This is a genomic window from Enterobacter sp. NFIX59 (genome assembly GCF_900113755.1).
Lineage (GTDB): Bacteria > Pseudomonadota > Gammaproteobacteria > Enterobacterales > Enterobacteriaceae > Enterobacter > Enterobacter pseudoroggenkampii.
The window spans coordinates 1-17,546 of the sequence record NZ_FOQN01000003.1 but is presented as its reverse complement, the minus strand read 5'-3'; the positions used below and the strand labels follow the sequence as shown (position 1 = coordinate 17,546).

Genomic DNA, 17,546 nt, shown 5'->3' with positions numbered 1-17,546 from the left:
AGTAACGCGGAATCTGAAGATGGCTGAACCACGTTTCGTACACCTGCGGGTGCATAGCGACTACTCCATGATCGATGGGCTGGCGAAGACCGGGCCGCTGGTAAAAAAGGCGGCCTCCCTTGGCATGCCCGCGCTGGCGATAACCGATTTTACCAACCTGTGTGGCCTGGTGAAGTTCTACGGAACGGCGCATGGCGCGGGGATGAAGCCTATCGTTGGCGCAGATTTTCATGTGCAGAGCGATCTCATCGGCGATGAAATGACGCAAATCTCCGTGCTGGCGATGAACAACACGGGCTATCAAAACCTCACTCTGCTTATCTCAAAAGCCTACCAGCGTGGATACGGTGCGCTGGGGCCGTGGATCGACCGTGACTGGCTGGCTGAGCTGAACGAAGGGCTGCTGCTGATCTCCGGCGGCCGTATGGGCGATGTCGGCAAATGCCTGCTGCGCGGCAATAGCGCGCTGGTGGATCAATGCCTCTCGTTCTATGAAGAGTATTTCCCGGATCGTTATTATCTGGAGCTGATCCGCACCGGCCGTCAGGACGAAGAGAACTATCTTCATGCCGCTGTGGCACTTGCAGAAGAGCGTGGGTTGCCTGTGGTGGCTACCAACGATGTGCGGTTCCTTGAGCCGGGGGATTTTGACGCGCACGAAATTCGCGTTGCGATCCACGATGGCTTCACGCTGGACGATCCTAAACGACCGCGCAACTACTCATCGCAGCAGTACATGCGCAGCGAAGAGGAGATGTGTGAGCTCTTCTCCGATATCCCGGAAGCGCTGGAAAACAGCGTAGAGATTGCCAAGCGCTGTAACGTTACCGTCCGCCTTGGCGAGTACTTCCTGCCGCAGTTCCCGACAGGAGACATGACCACGGAAGATTTCCTGGTCGCAAAATCAAAAGAAGGTCTGGAAGAGCGTCTGGAGTTCCTGTTCCCGGATGAGGCCGTTCGCAAAGAGAAGCGGCCGCCGTACGATGAACGCCTGGACATTGAACTCCAGGTGATCAACCAGATGGGCTTCCCGGGCTACTTCCTGATCGTCATGGAGTTTATCCAGTGGTCGAAGGATAACGGCGTACCGGTCGGACCGGGCCGAGGCTCCGGTGCTGGGTCGCTTGTGGCCTATGCGCTTAAAATTACCGACCTCGATCCGCTGGAATTCGACCTGCTGTTCGAACGTTTCCTCAACCCGGAACGTGTTTCCATGCCCGACTTTGACGTCGACTTCTGCATGGAGAAACGTGACCAGGTGATCGAGCACGTCGCCGATATGTACGGCCGTGATGCGGTATCGCAGATTATTACGTTCGGTACGATGGCGGCGAAAGCGGTTATCCGTGACGTCGGCCGCGTGCTGGGCCACCCGTACGGGTTTGTCGATCGCATCTCTAAACTGGTGCCGCCCGATCCGGGCATGACGCTGGCAAAAGCCTTTGAGGCTGAACCACAGCTGCCGGAAATCTACGAAGCGGACGAAGAAGTCAAAGCGCTGATCGACATGGCGCGCAAGCTGGAAGGCGTCACGCGTAACGCCGGTAAGCATGCGGGGGGCGTGGTTATCGCCCCGACCAAAATTACCGACTTTGCGCCGCTCTACTGCGACGAAGCGGGCCAGCACCCGGTTACCCAGTTCGATAAGAACGACGTAGAATACGCCGGGCTGGTGAAGTTCGACTTCCTTGGTCTGCGTACGTTGACCATCATTAACTGGGCGCTGGAGATGATCAACGCCCGCCGCGAGAAGAACGGCGAGCCGCCGTTGGATATCGCGGCCATCCCGCTGGATGACAAGAAAAGTTTCGACATGCTGCAGCGCTCGGAGACCACCGCCGTCTTCCAGCTTGAATCGCGCGGCATGAAAGATCTGATTAAGCGCCTGCAGCCCGACTGCTTCGAAGATATGATCGCACTGGTTGCCCTGTTCCGTCCGGGCCCGCTGCAGTCAGGGATGGTAGATAACTTTATCGACCGTAAGCACGGGCGCGAAGAGATTTCCTACCCGGACGTTCAGTGGCAGCATGAAAGCCTGAAGCCGGTGCTGGAGCCCACCTACGGCATCATCCTGTACCAGGAACAGGTTATGCAGATCGCCCAGGTGCTTTCCGGCTATACCCTCGGCGGCGCGGACATGCTGCGTCGTGCAATGGGTAAGAAAAAGCCGGAAGAGATGGCCAAGCAGCGAGGCACTTTCGAAGAAGGCGCGAGAAAAAACGGCGTTGATGGTGAACTGGCGATTAAGATCTTTGACCTGGTGGAGAAATTCGCCGGGTACGGATTTAACAAATCCCACTCCGCCGCCTATGCTTTGGTGTCATACCAAACGCTGTGGCTGAAAGCGCACTATCCTGCTGAATTTATGGCGGCGGTAATGACGGCCGATATGGACAACACCGAGAAGGTGGTGGGCCTGGTGGACGAGTGCTGGCGCATGGGGCTTAAGATCCTGCCGCCGGACATTAACTCGGGTCTCTACCACTTCCACGTCAACGACGACGGAGAGATCGTTTACGGGATCGGCGCGATCAAAGGCGTGGGTGAAGGTCCGATCGAGGCGATCATCGAAGCGCGTAACAACGGCGGGTATTTCCGCGAGCTGTTCGATCTTTGCGCCCGCACCGATACCAAAAAACTGAATCGTCGCGTGCTGGAAAAACTGATCATGTCCGGTGCGTTTGACCGGCTGGGGCCGCACCGCGCCGCGCTGATGAATTCCCTCGGCGATGCGCTGAAAGCGGCGGATCAGCATGCAAAAGCGGAAGCCATTGGTCAGGCGGATATGTTCGGGGTGCTGGCGGAAGAGCCGGAGCAGATCGAGCAATCTTACTCCAACTGCCAGCCGTGGCCTGAACAGGTGGTACTGGATGGGGAGCGTGAGACGTTAGGCTTGTACCTGACGGGGCACCCGATCAACCAGTACATCAAAGAAATTGAGCGCTATGTCGGCGGCCACAGGCTTAAAGACATGCATCCGACAGAACGTGGTAAAATCACCACGGCTGCGGGGCTCGTGATTGCTGCAAGGGTTATGGTCACCAAGCGCGGCAATCGTATCGGCATCTGTACGTTGGATGACCGTTCCGGGCGTCTGGAGGTGATGTTGTTCACCGACGCGCTGGATAAATACCAGCAATTGCTGGAAAAAGACCGCATACTTATCGTCAGCGGACAGGTCAGCTTTGATGACTTCAGTGGGGGGCTTAAAATGACCGCCCGCGAAGTGATGGACATTGACGAAGCCCGGGAAAAATATGCTCGCGGGCTTGCTATCTCGCTGACGGACAGGCAAATTGATGACCAGCTTTTAAACCGACTCCGTCAGTCTCTGGAACCCCACCGCTCGGGGACAATTCCAGTACATCTCTACTATCAGAGGGCGGATGCACGCGCGCGGTTGCGCTTTGGTGCAACGTGGCGTGTCTCTCCGAGCGATCGTTTACTGAACGATCTCCGTGGCCTCATTGGTTCGGAGCAGGTGGAACTGGAGTTTGACTAATACAGGAATACTATGAGTCTGAATTTCCTTGATTTCGAACAGCCGATTGCTGAGCTGGAAGCGAAAATCGATTCTCTGACAGCGGTAAGCCGTCAGGATGAAAAACTGGATATTAACATCGACGAAGAAGTGCATCGTCTGCGCGAGAAAAGCGTAGAGCTGACGCGCAAAATCTTTGCCGATCTCGGCGCATGGCAGGTGGCCCAGCTGGCTCGCCATCCACAGCGTCCGTACACCCTGGATTATGTCCGCCTGGCGTTTGACGAATTTGACGAACTGGCAGGCGATCGCGCATACGCTGACGATAAAGCTATCGTTGGCGGTATCGCGCGTCTGGACGGACGCCCGGTGATGATCATTGGTCATCAGAAAGGTCGTGAAACCAAAGAGAAAATCCGTCGTAACTTTGGTATGCCAGCACCAGAAGGCTACCGCAAAGCCCTGCGTCTGATGGAGATGGCTGAGCGTTTCAACATGCCAATCATCACCTTCATCGATACCCCGGGTGCATACCCTGGCGTGGGCGCGGAAGAGCGCGGTCAGTCTGAAGCCATCGCGCGCAACCTGCGCGAGATGTCTCGTCTGAAGGTGCCGGTCATCTGTACCGTTATCGGCGAGGGTGGTTCCGGCGGTGCGCTGGCGATTGGCGTGGGCGATAAAGTGAATATGCTGCAGTACAGCACCTATTCCGTTATCTCCCCGGAAGGCTGCGCGTCCATTCTGTGGAAAAGCGCCGACAAAGCGCCGCTGGCTGCAGAAGCAATGGGCATCATTGCGCCACGTCTGAAAGAGCTTAAGCTGATCGATTCCATCATCCCGGAACCGCTGGGTGGTGCACATCGTAAGCCGGAAGTGATGGCCGCGTCCCTGAAAGCGCAGCTGCTGGCCGATCTGGCAGACCTTGACGTGCTGAGCAAAGAAGATCTGCTCAACCGCCGTTACCAGCGTCTGATGACTTACGGCTACGCGTAAGCTTCACAATTATCCTAAAAGCCGCACAATGTTGCGGCTTTTTTTATACCTGCGGTTTAGCCGGACTATGCTTAGCTAATGTTTTTTAAGGAGGAAGCCCATGAATATCATTGCCGTTATGGGGCCGCACGGCGTCTTTTATAAAGATGAGCCGATTAAGGAGCTGGAGCAAGCCCTGCAGTCACGCGGGTATCAGCTAATCTGGCCGCACAACAGCGCCGACCTGCTGAAGTTCATCGAACATAACCCGCGTATCTGCGGCGTGATCTTCGACTGGGATGAATATGATCTCGAACTGTGCAGCGACATCAACAAGCTGAACGAATACCTCCCGCTGTATGCGTTTATTAATACCCACTCCACCATGGACGTCAGCGCCAATGATATGCGTATGGCGCTGTGGTTCTTTGAATATTCCCTCGGCGTGGCGGACGATATTGCGACCCGAATTCAGCAATACACGAATGAATATCTCGATAACATTACGCCACCGTTTACCCGGGCGCTTTTCACCTACGTAAAGGAGGGGAAATATACCTTCTGTACGCCGGGTCATATGGCGGGTACGGCTTATCAAAAAAGCCCGGTGGGATGCCTGTTCTATGATTTCTTTGGTGGCAACACGCTGAAAGCGGACGTGTCGATTTCAGTCACCGAATTAGGCTCTCTGCTGGATCACACCGGCCCGCATCATGAAGCCGAAGAGTATATCGCCCGCACCTTTGGCGCAGAGCAGAGCTATATGGTGACCAACGGCACCTCGACCTCGAACAAAATCGTCGGGATGTACGCCGCGCCTGCTGGCAGCACCCTGCTGATTGACCGTAACTGCCATAAATCGCTGGCTCACCTGCTGATGATGAGCGACGTCGTACCGCTCTGGCTGTCACCCACGCGTAACGCGCTCGGTATACTTGGCGGCATTCCGCGCCGGGAGTTCACCCATGAAGCCATTGAAAGCAAGGTCGCGGCAGTGCCTGGCGCAAGCTGGCCTGTCCATGCGGTGATCACCAACTCGACCTATGACGGTCTGCTGTACAATACAGACTGGATCAAAAAGGCGCTGGACGTGCCGTCGATCCACTTCGATTCCGCATGGGTGCCATACACCAACTTCCATCCGATTTACGCAGGTAAAAGCGGCATGAGCGGTGAACGCGTGCCGGGTAAAGTATTCTTTGAAACGCAGTCGACGCACAAAATGCTGGCAGCATTTTCCCAGGCTTCGCTTATCCACATCAAAGGTGAGTACGACGAAGACACGTTCAACGAAGCCTTTATGATGCACACTACCACTTCACCGAGCTATCCGCTGGTGGCCTCTATTGAAACGGCCGCGGCGATGCTGCGCGGCAACCCGGGCAAACGTCTCATCAACCGTTCGGTGGAGCGCGCGCTGCATTTCCGCAAAGAGGTTCAGCGGCTGAAAGATGAAGCCGACGGCTGGTTCTTTGATATCTGGCAGCCGGAAGAGATTGATGAGGCGGAGTGCTGGCCCGTCTCGCCCGGCGAAGACTGGCATGGCTTCCGGGATGCAGATAGCGACCATATGTTCCTCGACCCGGTAAAAGTGACGATCCTGACACCGGGCATGGATGAGCAGGGCAAGATGAGTGAAGAAGGTATTCCGGCCGCGCTGGTGGCGAAATTCCTTGATGAACGTGGCGTGGTGGTGGAAAAAACCGGCCCCTATAACCTGCTGTTCCTGTTCAGTATTGGTATTGATAAAACGCGGGCGATGGGGTTGTTGCGCGGTCTGATGGAGTTTAAGCGCGCCTACGATCTTAACCTGCGGGTGAAGAACATGCTGCCGGATCTCTACGCGGAAGATCCTGACTTCTATCGCAATATGCGTATTCAGGATCTGGCCCAGGGGATCCACAGATTGATCCGCCAGCACGATCTGCCGCGTCTGATGCTTCAGGCGTTCGATGTGTTACCTGAGATGAAATTAACCCCGCACAAGGCTTGGCAGCGCCAGGTGAAAGGGGAGGTCGAAACCGTCGAGCTGGAAAATCTGGTTGGGCGCGTATCGGCCAATATGATCCTGCCTTACCCGCCGGGCGTTCCGCTCCTGATGCCAGGAGAGATGATTACCGAGGATAGTCGGGCCGTGCTCGATTTCCTGCTGATGCTCTGTTCAGTAGGGCGTCACTATCCCGGTTTTGAGACGGATATTCACGGTGCGAAGCGCGATGAGAACGGCGTTTACTGGGTGCGAGTCCTAAAATAAGGGTGACCGCTTGCAAGGTGCGGGTTTTCGGTTGTAACGTTCAGGCATCATAAAAAGGAGAAGCTATGCTGGGTTTAAAAGCTGTTCATCATATTGCGATCATTGCGACCGATTACGCGAAAAGTAAGGCCTTCTACTGCGACATCCTGGGCTTTACGCTCATGAGCGAGGCCTACCGTGAAGAGCGCGACTCCTGGAAGGGCGATCTGGCGTTAAACGGGCAGTATGTGATTGAGCTGTTCTCTTTCCCTTTTCCGCCTGCGCGTCCGTCCCGTCCGGAGGCCTGTGGCCTGCGCCATCTTGCCTTCAGCGTCGATGATCTTGATAGCGCAGTAAAACATCTGGAAGCGCACGGCGTGACGTGTGAAGCGATCCGCGTCGATCCGTTCACCGACAAGCGCTTTACCTTTTTCAACGACCCGGACGGCCTGCCGCTGGAGCTTTATCAGCAGTAATCTTCGTCCTGTGTGATAATGCCCGCTCAGTTCGGGCATTTTTTATGTGTAATTCCCTATGACCTTACCCGCTATCGCACACGCCGTTTCACCGTACCGCCAGCTGCTGGTGGGGTTTAGCGGTGGCCTGGATTCCACCGTTCTGCTCCATCGTCTTAAACGCTGGCGCGACCGGGAGCCTGACGTCCAGCTTCGGGCGATGCATATTCACCACGGATTAAGTCCTCACGCGGAGGAGTGGGTGGCGCACTGCGAAGCCTTGTGTGCGGCGTGGGCGATCCCGCTCATCGTCGAGCGCGTCACGCTTGCGGAGGAAGGGCTGGGCATCGAGGCGCAGGCGCGTAAAGCCCGATATGCCGCGTTTGCCGGGGCATTACGTCCTGGAGAAGCGCTGGTCACGGCCCAGCATCTGGACGATCAGTGTGAAACCTTTCTGCTGGCGCTTAAGCGGGGCAGCGGACCGGCGGGGCTGTCAGCCATGCCGGCGCGTTCTGCATTTGCCGGCACAACGTTACTGCGTCCGCTGCTTGGCGAGACGCGTGCCTCGCTTGAGGGCTGGGCGCGAGAACATCAGCTGAGGTGGATTGAAGATGAGAGCAACCAGGATGACGGCTATGACCGTAACTTTCTACGTCTGCGCGTCCTCCCGCTATTGAGCGAGCGCTGGCCGCATTTCGCCGACGCGACGGCAAGAAGCGCCATGCTGTGCGCCGAACAGGAATCGCTGCTGGACGAGCTGTTGAGCGACGAGCTGGCTGAACTGATTTCTAAAGACGGAGCGCTGGCCATTGCACCGCTGACAGCGATGAGTCCGGTGCGTCGCGCCGCACTGATACGACGCTGGCTGGCCTGTCATCACGCTGCGATGCCGTCGCGGGCGATGCTGAGCCGCATCTGGGACGAAGTCGCGCTGGCGCGGGATGATGCTTCCCCGTGCGTCCACCTGAACGGTTTTGACGTAAGACGCTATAAAGGGGAACTCTGGTGGATAAAATCCACGCCCTCACTGACCGATGTGGTGCTCTACTGGCTTTCACCTGACGCACCGCTGGTATTGCCCTGTGAGGCAGGACGCGTCTCTCTCCTGCCGTCTGGTCATGTGCGGCTGCCGGAGCCCGGTGAACCGGTCACCGTGCGCTTTAAGGCTGGCGGCATGCTGCACATCGTCGGGCGCAACGGGGGGCGGAAGCTGAAGAAAATATGGCAGGAGTGCAACGTACCGCCGTGGCTGCGCGACACCACGCCACTGCTGTTCTATGGTGAAACGTTAATTGCTGCGGCAGGGGTTTTCGTCACGGAAGCGGGATGGGCGGAAGACGGGGTCAGGTTTGAGTGGCAGAAAGCGTAACGGGCAGCCAGGCTGCCCGTTAGTGTCATCAGGATTCGCTCACCACGACGGTGCCGATTTGCGGGTGGCTGAAGCTGGCTATTTTATCCAGACGCAGCTCACGCGTCGCACCGGCATCTTCCACTATCAGGTATTCCACGTTCTTACGTGAAACCAGATCGTTGGCTTTCGCCTTCAACACTTCGCCATCTTTTAGCTCCAGCGTCAGTAATAAATGATGCTGGCAGGCGAGTTCGAGGTTGTCATAGTCATCACAATTGATGGGTTGATAAGTATCATTCATCGACATAATCGCTCACCAGTAAATTCGCCGCAGCATACGCTGCTTTTTCCCTGACCGACTCCGAAAGGCTCTCATCAGAGGCCACTTCATTAAGCACTTTCAATACACAGCCCAACGCGTCCGGGACATACCCCAGATCTCCGCTGGCGATTTCCGCATACCGTTTGCGAATTAACTCACAATAATTATTCACATCCCCTCCCGCCAGCGCACTGACTTACTGTGAGATATCATTAAGCCTACGAAGATAAACTCGGTTTAGCAAGGTGACTATACCATACTCATTTAAGCAATATCAGCGCCTTGATAGCGGTGTATTTATTACCCCGTAACAGCCTTTTGCCGCGGTTTTCGCTACAATGGGCGCCTGATTCGAATGGAGTTCTCTCATGGCGCTGAAAGCGACAATTTATAAAGCAGTGGTCAATGTGGCCGATCTGGATCGCAACCAGTTCCTGGACGCCTCGCTGACGCTGGCACGCCACCCCTCCGAAACCCAGGAGCGTATGATGCTGCGCCTGCTGGCGTGGATGAAGTATGCCGACGAGCGTCTGCAGTTTACCCGTGGGTTAAGCGCAGAAGACGAGCCTGAAGCCTGGCTGCGCAACGATCATCTGGGTATCGATTTGTGGATCGAACTCGGACTGCCGGACGAGCGCCGAATTAAGAAGGCCTGCACCCAGTCCGCTGAAGTGGCCTTATTCGCGTATAATCAGCGCGCTGCGGAGATCTGGTGGCAGCAAAACAAGAGCAAGTGCGGACAGTTTAAAAATCTTACGGTCTGGTATCTGGATGATGAGCAGCTGGCGCAGCTGAGCGAGTTTGCCAGCCGGACCATGGTATTGCAGGCGACGATTCAGGACGGTGCAATCTGGCTTTCTGATTCTCAGAATAATCTGGAAATTCATTTGACGGCGTGGCAACCGGCCTCATGATCGTCTTGTCCCGAAGCGTCAGCATTCCTGACAACGAGCTGGAGATCACCGCCATCCGTGCACAGGGGGCCGGTGGGCAGCACGTCAACAAGGCGTCGACGGCTATCCATTTGCGTTTTGACATTCGGGCCTCAAGCCTGCCAGAGTATTATAAAGAAAGTCTGCTTGCCGCCAGCCACCACCTGATCACCAGCGATGGTGTGATTGTGATTAAAGCCCAGGAGTACCGTAGCCAGGAGCTCAACCGGGAAGCGGCGATAGCCAGGCTGGTGGCGGTCATCAAAGAGTTAACGGCAGTACAAAAAAGCCGCCGGGCAACGCGGCCAACCCGCGCATCGAAAGAGCGTCGTTTGTCCTCGAAGGCCCAAAAATCCACAGTGAAAGCACTACGCGGTAAAGTTCGTCGCCCGACAGAGTGACGAAAGGGAACACACTTTTCATAAGGAATTCATTGTGAAAAAAGCATTATGGTCAGCGCTGGCAGTGAGTACGCTGTTTGCGCTTTTCGGGTGTAACAACCGCTCCGAAACGCAGGTTTTACAACCCACGCAAACGGAAGAATTAAAACCGATGCAGCAGAGCTGGCGTGGCGTATTGCCTTGCTCGGACTGTGAAGGCATTGAAACGTCCCTGTTCCTGCAAAAAGACGGCACCTGGGTAATGAACCAGCGCTATCAGGGGGCGAAAGAGCCTTCTTCTTTTGCGACTTATGGAACATGGGCGCGTACGGCGGAGAAGCTGGTCCTGACCGATACCACCGGTGAGAAAACCTGGTTCCGTCCTAAAGGTGACAGCATGGAGATGCTCGACCGCGAAGGTAACCCTATTCAATCCCAGTTAAACTACACGCTGGCGCCGGTGAAAGCGGCCCTGCCTGCAACGCCGATGGCAATGCGGGGGATGTACTTCTATATGGCGGATGCGGCGATCTTTACCGACTGCGCAACCGGCAAGAAGGTTAGCGTGGCAAACAATGCCCAGCTTGAACGCGATTACGCTGTGGCGCGCGGCAATGACAGCAAGCCGGTATTGCTGACGGTGGACGGTCACTTTACGCTGGAGCCAAACCCGGATAGCGGAGAGATGGTGAAAACGCTGGTGGCGGACAAAGACGCGAAATTTATTGCGGGCAAAGACTGTAACAGCAAGTAAGCTGACGTAGCGCCATTAAAAAACCCCGCCTGAGCGGGGTTTTTTGTTTAGCCTTTGATGGCTTTCACCAGGTAATCAAGAATGTCGCCGGTCTTGATCATCTGTTTTTCGCCGCTGCGACGGTATTTGTATTCAATCTCGTCGCTGTCGAGGTTACGGTCGCCGATCACGACGGTGTGTGGGATACCGATCAGTTCCATATCGGCAAACATCACGCCCGGACGCTCTTTACGGTCATCCATCAGCACTTCGATACCCTGAGCGCGCAGCTCGGCATACAGCTTCTCGGCCAGCTCCTGCACGCGGTAAGACTTGTGCATGTTCATTGGCAGAATAGCAACCTGGAACGGCGCGATGTTGTCCGGCCAGACGATGCCGCGCTCGTCGTAGTTCTGCTCAATGGCGGCAGCTACCACGCGCGTCACCCCGATCCCGTAGCAACCCATGGTCAGGATCTGGTTACGGCCATCTTCACCCTGAACGGCGGCGTTCAGCGCGCGCGAGTATTTATCGCCCAGCTGGAAGATGTGACCCACTTCGATACCGCGCTTGATCATCAGGGTACCCTGGCCGTCCGGGCTTGGATCGCCTGCTACCACGTTGCGGATGTCAGCCACTTCCGGCGTCGCCACATCGCGATCCCAGTTGATGCCGAAGTAGTGTTTACCGTCGATGTTCGCACCGGCGGAGAAGTCGCTCATCGCGGCTACCGTGCGGTCAATAACAACCGGAACCGGCAGATTGACTGGACCCAGTGAACCTGGACCCGCATTCACCACGGCGCGGATTTCCGCTTCCGTCGCGAATGTCAGCGGGCTGGCGACCTGCGGCAGCTTCTCGGCTTTCACTTCGTTCAGCTCGTGATCGCCACGCACCAGCAGGGCAACCAGCGGGTAAGCGCTCCCTTCGGTGGATTTCACCAGCAGGGTCTTAACGGTTTTTTCAACTGGCAGGTTGAACTGCTCAACCAGCTCGGCGATGGTTTTCGCGTTTGGCGTGTCAACCAGCGTCATCTCTTGCGTTGCAGCAGCACGTGGTTCTTTTGGCGCCAGCGCCTCTGCAAATTCGATGTTCGCCGCGTAGTCTGAAGAGTCAGAGAAGATCACATCGTCTTCACCGCTCTGCGCCAGTACCTGGAACTCATGGGATGCGCTACCGCCGATGGAGCCGGTATCAGCCTGCACAGCACGGAAATCCAGGCCCATGCGGGAGAAGATTTTGCTGTATGCCGCGTACATTGCGTCGTACGTCTCTTGCAGTGATTCCTGAGAGGTATGGAAAGAGTAGGCATCTTTCATCAGGAATTCGCGAGAGCGCATGACGCCGAAGCGTGGGCGAACTTCGTCACGAAACTTGGTCTGGATCTGGAAGAAGTTCAGCGGCAGCTGTTTGTAAGAGCTCAGCTCATTACGAATCAGGTCGGTAATGACTTCTTCATGCGTTGGGCCGAGAACGAACGGACGCTCGCCGCGATCGACGAAGCGCAGCAGTTCTGGGCCATATTGTTCCCAACGGCCACTCTCCTGCCACAGGTCAGCGGGCTGAACCACAGGCATGGACACCTCGATAGCACCGGCGTTGTTCATCTCTTCACGCACGATGTTTTCGACTTTTTTCAGGACGCGCACGCCGGTCGGCAGCCAGGTGTATAACCCAGAGGCCAGCTTGCGGATCATCCCGGCGCGCAGCATCAGCTGATGGCTGATCACTTCGGCGTCGGCAGGCGTCTCCTTCAGAGTGGAGAGCAGATATTGGCTAGTACGCATGTTGTTACGGTTCCATTTCGACGATTGGAACAGGCTGAAACACCAGCCTGACACAAAAAAAGTGGTTTAGTTTACCAGTGTGGCAAAGATGCCAAAAGAGAGGAGAACAAAATTACCTGGGTTCAAGGGCAAACACTTCAAAACCTGCCCCAGTGACGCGCCAGCGAACGTTAAAATCCAGCAGCCAGACGGCGTATGATTTTCCTGCTTCCTCTTCTTTACGGTAGGCCGGCCGCGGGTCCTGTGCCAGAACTTCGGTGATGAAATCCCGTAAGCGAGGATAGCGTTTCTCCAGTTGACCGAGCTGCGCGGTTATCTCAGGCGTAAAATAAACAGGCATGTCCGCCTGCGGTGCGTCCTGAGCATAACTTGCACGCGCGTCCGGGAGGGCTTCGGCGAAGGGCAAATAGGGTTTGATGTCGATAACCGGCGTGCCGTCGACCAGATCCAGGCTACCTAACTCCAGTATCACCCGATCTTTCTGGCAGCGTATGCCTTTCAGTTCAACCAGCGACATGCCAACCGGATTTGGGCGGAAGGTCGAGCGCGTTGCAAACACGCCCATTCGCGCATTTCCGCCAAGACGAGGAGGGCGCACGGTAGGACGCCAGCCGCCTTCCATCGTCTGGTGAAACACGAACACCACCCATAAATGGCTGAAAGCCTCGAGCCCGCGTACCGCATCGGCCAGATTGTAAGGCGCAATCAGGTGAAGCTCACCGCGTCCGCTGGTGACAAGACCGGGCTGGCGGGGGACGGCGAACTTCTCTTTATAGGGAGAGTGGATAACGCCTATCTGCTCGAACTGAAATGCACTCATTTCGCCGTGATGTTCAACGCAGAACCGATGCAAACCGCCTGACGGTAGCAACCCGGCGTGCCGCTGGTGACTTCGCAGCTGTGCAGCAGGACCGCGTTAGCTTTCATTTTTGCGGCATTGATCTGCATGCGTTTACGCGCTGTCGGAATATTCGGTGGTGAGTCCTGATTGGTCGCCTGACAGGAATCGCCGCTTACTTCGCCCAGTTCACGGAACGGTTTACCGACGAGTTCGTCCGCTTTCGTGATAATGCGAACTGGCGCAGGGCGAACCACTTTTGGTTTCGCAGGCTCTGTTTTTGGCGGGGTTGCCGTGCTTTGAACGGGTTCAACGGGAGATCTGCTTAGCATTGAACAGCCGCTCAGCATGAGTGCTAAAAGACAGATCGGTAAAGCACGCATAATATTTCCTCAATGGATAATCAAAACGTCAGATATTGAATCAGTTGACTGCACAAATGACAAGACGGGCATAAGCCCGTCCTGATGATATTACACTGAGGTGAGATTACCAGCCTTTAACAGCGCCACCGTTAAACACTTTGTTGGCTTCCTGGTAAACTTCATCAGACTGATAAGCCTGAACGAATTTCTTCACGTTTTCCGCGTCTTTATTGTCTTCGCGAGTCACGATCAGGTTAACGTACGGGGAATCTTTATCTTCAACGAAGATACCGTCTTTGGCTGGCGTCAGGCCAATCTGGCTGGCGTAAGTGGTGTTGATAACGGCCAGGGCAATTTGGGCATCGTCCAGAGAACGTGGCAGCTGAGGCGCTTCCAGTTCAACAATTTTCAGATTTTTCGGGTTCTCGGTGACATCCAGAACGGTTGGCAGCAGGCCAACACCGTCTTTCAGTTTGATCAGACCCACTTTCTGCAGCAGCAGCAGGGAACGACCAAGGTTGGTTGGGTCGTTAGGCACGGCTACCTGAGAGCCCGGCTGCAGTTCGTCCAGCGATTTAATTTTCTTAGAGTAACCGGCAATTGGATAAACGAAGGTGTTACCGACACCCACTAGTTTATAGCCACGATCTTTGATCTGCTGGTCCAGGTATGGCTTATGCTGGAAGGCGTTCGCGTCGATATCGCCTTTGCTCAGCGCTTCGTTCGGCAGAACGTAATCGTTGAAGGTCACCAGCTCAACGTCCAGGCCATATTTCTCTTTTGCCACTTTCTGAGCAACTTCAGCAACCTGCTGTTCTGCACCCACGATAACGCCCACTTTAATGTGGTTTGGATCCTTTTCGTCCTGACCGCAACCCACCAGTGCCAGAGAGCCGATCAGCGCGCCTACTGCTGCAAAGGTCTTTAATTTAAACGCCATGTTTTATCCTTAACTCGTAGAGTTTGTGTTGTGTGTAACGTTATTTGTGAGTAACGGTCCGGACGATGCGATCGCCAGAGAACTGGATTAAGTAAACCAGAACAACCAGCAATACCAGAACGGTATTCATCACGGTAGCGTTATATCCAATATAGCCGTACTGGTAACCAATCTGACCTAAACCGCCCGCGCCAACTGCACCACCCATTGCCGAATAACCGACCAGGGTGATGAGCGTGATGGTTGCCGCATTCACCAGGCCTGGCAGTGCTTCCGGGAGCAGGACTTTGCGCACGATCTGCATCGGTGTTGCGCCCATCGCGCGGGAAGCTTCGATCAAACCGGTTGGAATTTCCAGCAGGGCGTTTTCCACCATACGGGCGATAAACGGCGCAGCCCCTACGGTCAGCGGAACGATCGCTGCCTGCAGACCGATAGACGTTCCGACGATCACGCGGGTAAACGGAATCATCCACACCAGCAGAATAATGAAGGGGATAGAACGGAAGATGTTCACCAGCGCAGAGAGCGTACGGTACAGTTTCGCGTTCTCAATGATTTGACCCGGACGCGTTACGTACAGCAATACGCCGACCGGCAGGCCAATCACAAAACCAAAGAAGCCAGAGACAAAGGTCATTGCCAGCGTTTCCCAAACGCCGCGAACCAGCAGCCACATCATCGGCTCAGACATAACCCAGTACCTCTACTTTTACATGGTGTTCTTGCAGCCAGGCAATCGCGGCCTGGGTTTCTTCTTGTGTGCCGTGCATTTCTGTCAGCATGATGCCGAACTTCACGCCACCGGCGTAATCCATCTGCGCGCTGATGATGTTGTTGTTCACGTTAAAGCGACGCGCGGTTTCGGAAAGCAGGGGAGCGTCAACGGACTGACCGGTGAACTCCATGCGCAGCATCGGGACGCTGTCTGCGGTGGATTCGGTTTTCAAACGCTCCAGATAGTCTTCCGGAATATCGAGATGCAGGGTGGACTGGATGAACTGCTGTGCCAGCGGCGTCTTCGGATGCGAGAACACTTCACTTACTGTGTCCTGCTCGATCAGTTCACCATTGCTGATGACCGCCACGCAGTCGCAGATGCGTTTCACCACGTCCATCTCGTGCGTAATAAGGAGGATCGTCAGGCCCAGGCGACGGTTAATGTCTTTCAGCAGTTCCAGAATCGAACGCGTGGTGGCCGGATCCAGTGCGCTGGTGGCTTCATCACACAGCAGTACCTTAGGATTGCTTGCCAGCGCGCGGGCAATGGCCACACGCTGTTTTTGCCCACCGGACAGATTTGCCGGGTAGCTATCATGTTTATCGCCCAGACCCACGAGGTCGAGCAGCTCGGTGACGCGACGCTTCACTTCTTCTTTCGGCGTGTTATCCAGCTCAAGCGGTAAGGCAACATTGCCGAACACGGTGCGGGAGGCCAGCAGGTTAAAGTGCTGGAAAATCATGCCAATCTGACGACGCGCTTTGGTGAGTTCTTTTTCTGAAAGGGCGGTAAGTTCCTGGCCGCCAACTTCTACGCTGCCCTGGGTTGGGCGCTCAAGCAGGTTAACACAACGGATCAGCGTGCTTTTACCTGCACCCGATGCGCCAATGACGCCATAAATTTGACCAGCAGGAACATGCAGACTGACGTTGTTCAGCGCCTGAATGGTTCGGTTCCCCTGCTGGAACACTTTGGTGATATTGGAAAGTTTAATCATTAGATTATTTTTATCGTATGTAAGTTAGCCGTGGCATTTTCTTCTGCCAGATACGGGTGATGACCGTAAACAAAACGGATGTTAAGGCATCCAGACGTCTAAATCAATCCAACTCTGTATGATGAGCACTTTATTGCGCTGCGATTCATGAGATACTAGTCGAACATGCCTTTTTCAGGAGCAAACCGGTGGCAAAATCAGTACCCGCAATTTTTCTCGATCGTGACGGCACTATTAATGTGGATCACGGTTATGTCCATGAGATTGATGAGTTCGAGTTTATCGAGGGCGTAATAGATGCCATGCGCCAGCTGAAAGAGATGGGCTATGCGCTGGTAGTTGTAACGAACCAGTCCGGTATTGCACGCGGTAAATTCACCGAAGCGCAGTTCGAGACGCTGACGGAATGGATGGACTGGTCGCTGGCCGACCGCGGCGTGGATCTCGACGGCATCTATTATTGTCCGCACCACCCGCAGGGAACGGTAGAAGCGTATCGCCAGACCTGCGACTGCCGTAAGCCGCATCCGGGGATGTTCATCTCTGCGCAGGAGTTCCTGCACATTGATATGTCTGCTTCTTATATGGTGGGCGATAAACTGGAAGATATGCAGGCAGCAGCAGCAGCGGGTGTAGGGACCAAAATATTAGTCCGCACCGGTAAGCCAGTAACGCCAGAAGCAGAAAATGCAGCGGATTGGGTGATTAATAGTCTGGCCGATCTGCCAAAAGAGATTAAAAAGCACCATAAATAGCCTTTTTGGCGAAAAGATGAGCGGTTGAAATAAAAATGCATTTTTCCGCTTGTCATTCCTCGGCGGCCCCCTATAATGCGCCTCCATCGACACGGCGGATGTGAATCACTTCACAAACAACCCGGTCGGTTGAAGAGAAAAAATCCTGAAATAACGGGTTGACTCTGAAAGAGGAAAGCGTAATATACGCCACCTCGCAACGGTGAGCGAAAGCCGCGTTGCACTGCTCTTTAACAATTTATCAGACAATCTGTGTGGGCACTCAAAGTGACATGGATTCTTAA

The 17,546-nt window shown here is 55.1% G+C and carries 17 protein-coding genes; 9 read left to right on the top strand and 8 right to left on the bottom strand.

Translation table 11 applies throughout. The features are described 5' to 3' along the window. The first annotated feature begins 19 nt into the window (after nt 1-19). The 5 genes from dnaE (at nt 20) to tilS (ending at nt 8,510) form a co-directional block, all read left to right on the top strand. Nucleotides 20-3,502: a DNA polymerase III subunit alpha gene (gene dnaE, locus BM007_RS12215; protein WP_024907529.1), complete on the top strand. Its 3,483-nt coding sequence runs from the start codon at nt 20-22 to the stop codon at nt 3,500-3,502. Between the two features lie 12 nt (nt 3,503-3,514). After that, nucleotides 3,515-4,474, top strand: coding sequence for an acetyl-CoA carboxylase carboxyl transferase subunit alpha (gene accA / locus BM007_RS12210; RefSeq protein WP_008501895.1), 960 nt, complete (start codon nt 3,515-3,517; stop codon nt 4,472-4,474). 100 nt (nt 4,475-4,574) lie between these two features. Continuing rightward, on the top strand, nt 4,575-6,707 hold the full coding sequence (locus BM007_RS12205) for a lysine decarboxylase LdcC (protein WP_090418982.1): 2,133 nt from the start codon (nt 4,575-4,577) through the stop codon (nt 6,705-6,707). A gap of 65 nt (nt 6,708-6,772) precedes the next feature. Continuing rightward, entirely contained in the window at nt 6,773-7,162 is a 390-nt protein-coding gene (locus tag BM007_RS12200) for a VOC family protein (RefSeq protein WP_023334583.1), read from the top strand. 58 nt (nt 7,163-7,220) lie between these two features. Further along, entirely contained in the window at nt 7,221-8,510 is a 1,290-nt protein-coding gene (tilS, locus tag BM007_RS12195; RefSeq protein WP_090418979.1) for a tRNA lysidine(34) synthetase TilS, read from the top strand. A 28-nt stretch (nt 8,511-8,538) separates the two neighbouring features. On the opposite strand, the gene rof is transcribed toward tilS, so the two are convergent. Together rof and BM007_RS12185 are read right to left on the bottom strand one after the other, a co-directional pair. Further along, a complete protein-coding gene (gene rof / locus BM007_RS12190; RefSeq protein WP_024907532.1) occupies nt 8,539-8,799 on the bottom strand; it encodes a Rho-binding antiterminator in 261 nt (86 codons plus the stop codon). After that, nucleotides 8,786-8,986, bottom strand: a complete 201-nt coding sequence (locus BM007_RS12185) for a YaeP family protein (protein ID WP_008501889.1) — start codon at nt 8,984-8,986, stop codon at nt 8,786-8,788. Before BM007_RS12185 ends, rof begins: the two co-directional genes overlap by 14 nt. Nucleotides 8,987-9,182: 196 nt before the next feature. Between BM007_RS12185 and BM007_RS12180 the strand changes: the two genes are divergently transcribed. Genes BM007_RS12180 through nlpE form a run of 3 tightly spaced genes read left to right on the top strand, consistent with a single transcriptional unit; the run spans nt 9,183 to nt 10,880 of the window. Continuing rightward, entirely contained in the window at nt 9,183-9,728 is a 546-nt protein-coding gene (locus BM007_RS12180) for a YaeQ family protein (protein ID WP_061715939.1), read from the top strand. Then, on the top strand, nt 9,725-10,147 hold the full coding sequence (gene arfB, locus BM007_RS12175; RefSeq protein ID WP_024907534.1) for an alternative ribosome rescue aminoacyl-tRNA hydrolase ArfB: 423 nt from the start codon (nt 9,725-9,727) through the stop codon (nt 10,145-10,147). The genes BM007_RS12180 and arfB overlap by 4 nt, the downstream gene beginning before the upstream one ends. A gap of 34 nt (nt 10,148-10,181) precedes the next feature. After that, nucleotides 10,182-10,880, top strand: coding sequence for an envelope stress response activation lipoprotein NlpE (gene nlpE, locus BM007_RS12170; protein ID WP_090418976.1), 699 nt, complete (start codon nt 10,182-10,184; stop codon nt 10,878-10,880). Between the two features lie 47 nt (nt 10,881-10,927). Here the strand turns inward: nlpE and proS are convergent, their stop codons facing one another. The 6 genes from proS to metN all read right to left on the bottom strand — a co-directional run bounded on the left by proS (nt 10,928) and on the right by metN (nt 16,507). Continuing rightward, on the bottom strand, nt 10,928-12,646 hold the full coding sequence (gene proS, locus BM007_RS12165) for a proline--tRNA ligase (protein ID WP_090418973.1): 1,719 nt from the start codon (nt 12,644-12,646) through the stop codon (nt 10,928-10,930). A 112-nt stretch (nt 12,647-12,758) separates the two neighbouring features. Further along, entirely contained in the window at nt 12,759-13,466 is a 708-nt protein-coding gene (gene tsaA, locus BM007_RS12160; protein ID WP_090418971.1) for a tRNA (N6-threonylcarbamoyladenosine(37)-N6)-methyltransferase TrmO, read from the bottom strand. Continuing rightward, the gene (rcsF, locus tag BM007_RS12155) at nt 13,463-13,867 is read right to left on the bottom strand and encodes an Rcs stress response system protein RcsF (RefSeq protein ID WP_032649711.1); all 405 of its coding nucleotides are present in this window, start codon (nt 13,865-13,867) and stop codon (nt 13,463-13,465) included. The genes tsaA and rcsF overlap by 4 nt, the downstream gene beginning before the upstream one ends. Nucleotides 13,868-13,973: 106 nt before the next feature. Beyond that, complete coding sequence (metQ, locus tag BM007_RS12150) at nt 13,974-14,789, bottom strand: methionine ABC transporter substrate-binding lipoprotein MetQ (RefSeq protein ID WP_014168729.1); 816 nt, start codon at nt 14,787-14,789, stop codon at nt 13,974-13,976. A gap of 40 nt (nt 14,790-14,829) precedes the next feature. Beyond that, nucleotides 14,830-15,483: a methionine ABC transporter permease MetI gene (locus BM007_RS12145; protein ID WP_014168730.1), complete on the bottom strand. Its 654-nt coding sequence runs from the start codon at nt 15,481-15,483 to the stop codon at nt 14,830-14,832. Continuing rightward, nucleotides 15,476-16,507 carry a methionine ABC transporter ATP-binding protein MetN gene (gene metN / locus BM007_RS12140; protein ID WP_048990396.1) on the bottom strand — a complete coding sequence of 344 codons (1,032 nt, stop codon included), beginning with the start codon at nt 16,505-16,507 and terminating at the stop codon, nt 15,476-15,478. Before metN ends, BM007_RS12145 begins: the two co-directional genes overlap by 8 nt. 188 nt (nt 16,508-16,695) lie before the next feature. Between metN and gmhB the strand changes: the two genes are divergently transcribed. Beyond that, a complete protein-coding gene (gene gmhB, locus BM007_RS12135) occupies nt 16,696-17,262 on the top strand; it encodes a D-glycero-beta-D-manno-heptose 1,7-bisphosphate 7-phosphatase (protein ID WP_090418968.1) in 567 nt (188 codons plus the stop codon). The last annotated feature ends 284 nt before the right edge of the window (nt 17,263-17,546 follow it).

Excerpts from the sequence above, each read along its gene's own strand:
- dnaE (WP_024907529.1), top strand. The coding sequence starts at position 20 with ATGGCTGAACCACGTTTCGTACACCTGCGGGTGCATAGCGACTACTCC.
- accA (WP_008501895.1), top strand. The coding sequence starts at position 3,515 with ATGAGTCTGAATTTCCTTGATTTCGAACAGCCGATTGCTGAGCTGGAA.
- BM007_RS12205 (WP_090418982.1), top strand. The coding sequence starts at position 4,575 with ATGAATATCATTGCCGTTATGGGGCCGCACGGCGTCTTTTATAAAGAT.
- BM007_RS12200 (WP_023334583.1), top strand. The coding sequence starts at position 6,773 with ATGCTGGGTTTAAAAGCTGTTCATCATATTGCGATCATTGCGACCGAT.
- tilS (WP_090418979.1), top strand. The coding sequence starts at position 7,221 with ATGACCTTACCCGCTATCGCACACGCCGTTTCACCGTACCGCCAGCTG.
- rof (WP_024907532.1), bottom strand. The coding sequence starts at position 8,799 with ATGTCGATGAATGATACTTATCAACCCATCAATTGTGATGACTATGAC.
- BM007_RS12180 (WP_061715939.1), top strand. The coding sequence starts at position 9,183 with ATGGCGCTGAAAGCGACAATTTATAAAGCAGTGGTCAATGTGGCCGAT.
- arfB (WP_024907534.1), top strand. The coding sequence starts at position 9,725 with ATGATCGTCTTGTCCCGAAGCGTCAGCATTCCTGACAACGAGCTGGAG.
- proS (WP_090418973.1), bottom strand. The coding sequence starts at position 12,646 with ATGCGTACTAGCCAATATCTGCTCTCCACTCTGAAGGAGACGCCTGCC.
- tsaA (WP_090418971.1), bottom strand. The coding sequence starts at position 13,466 with ATGAGTGCATTTCAGTTCGAGCAGATAGGCGTTATCCACTCTCCCTAT.
- rcsF (WP_032649711.1), bottom strand. The coding sequence starts at position 13,867 with ATGCGTGCTTTACCGATCTGTCTTTTAGCACTCATGCTGAGCGGCTGT.
- metQ (WP_014168729.1), bottom strand. The coding sequence starts at position 14,789 with ATGGCGTTTAAATTAAAGACCTTTGCAGCAGTAGGCGCGCTGATCGGC.
- BM007_RS12145 (WP_014168730.1), bottom strand. The coding sequence starts at position 15,483 with ATGTCTGAGCCGATGATGTGGCTGCTGGTTCGCGGCGTTTGGGAAACG.
- metN (WP_048990396.1), bottom strand. The coding sequence starts at position 16,507 with ATGATTAAACTTTCCAATATCACCAAAGTGTTCCAGCAGGGGAACCGA.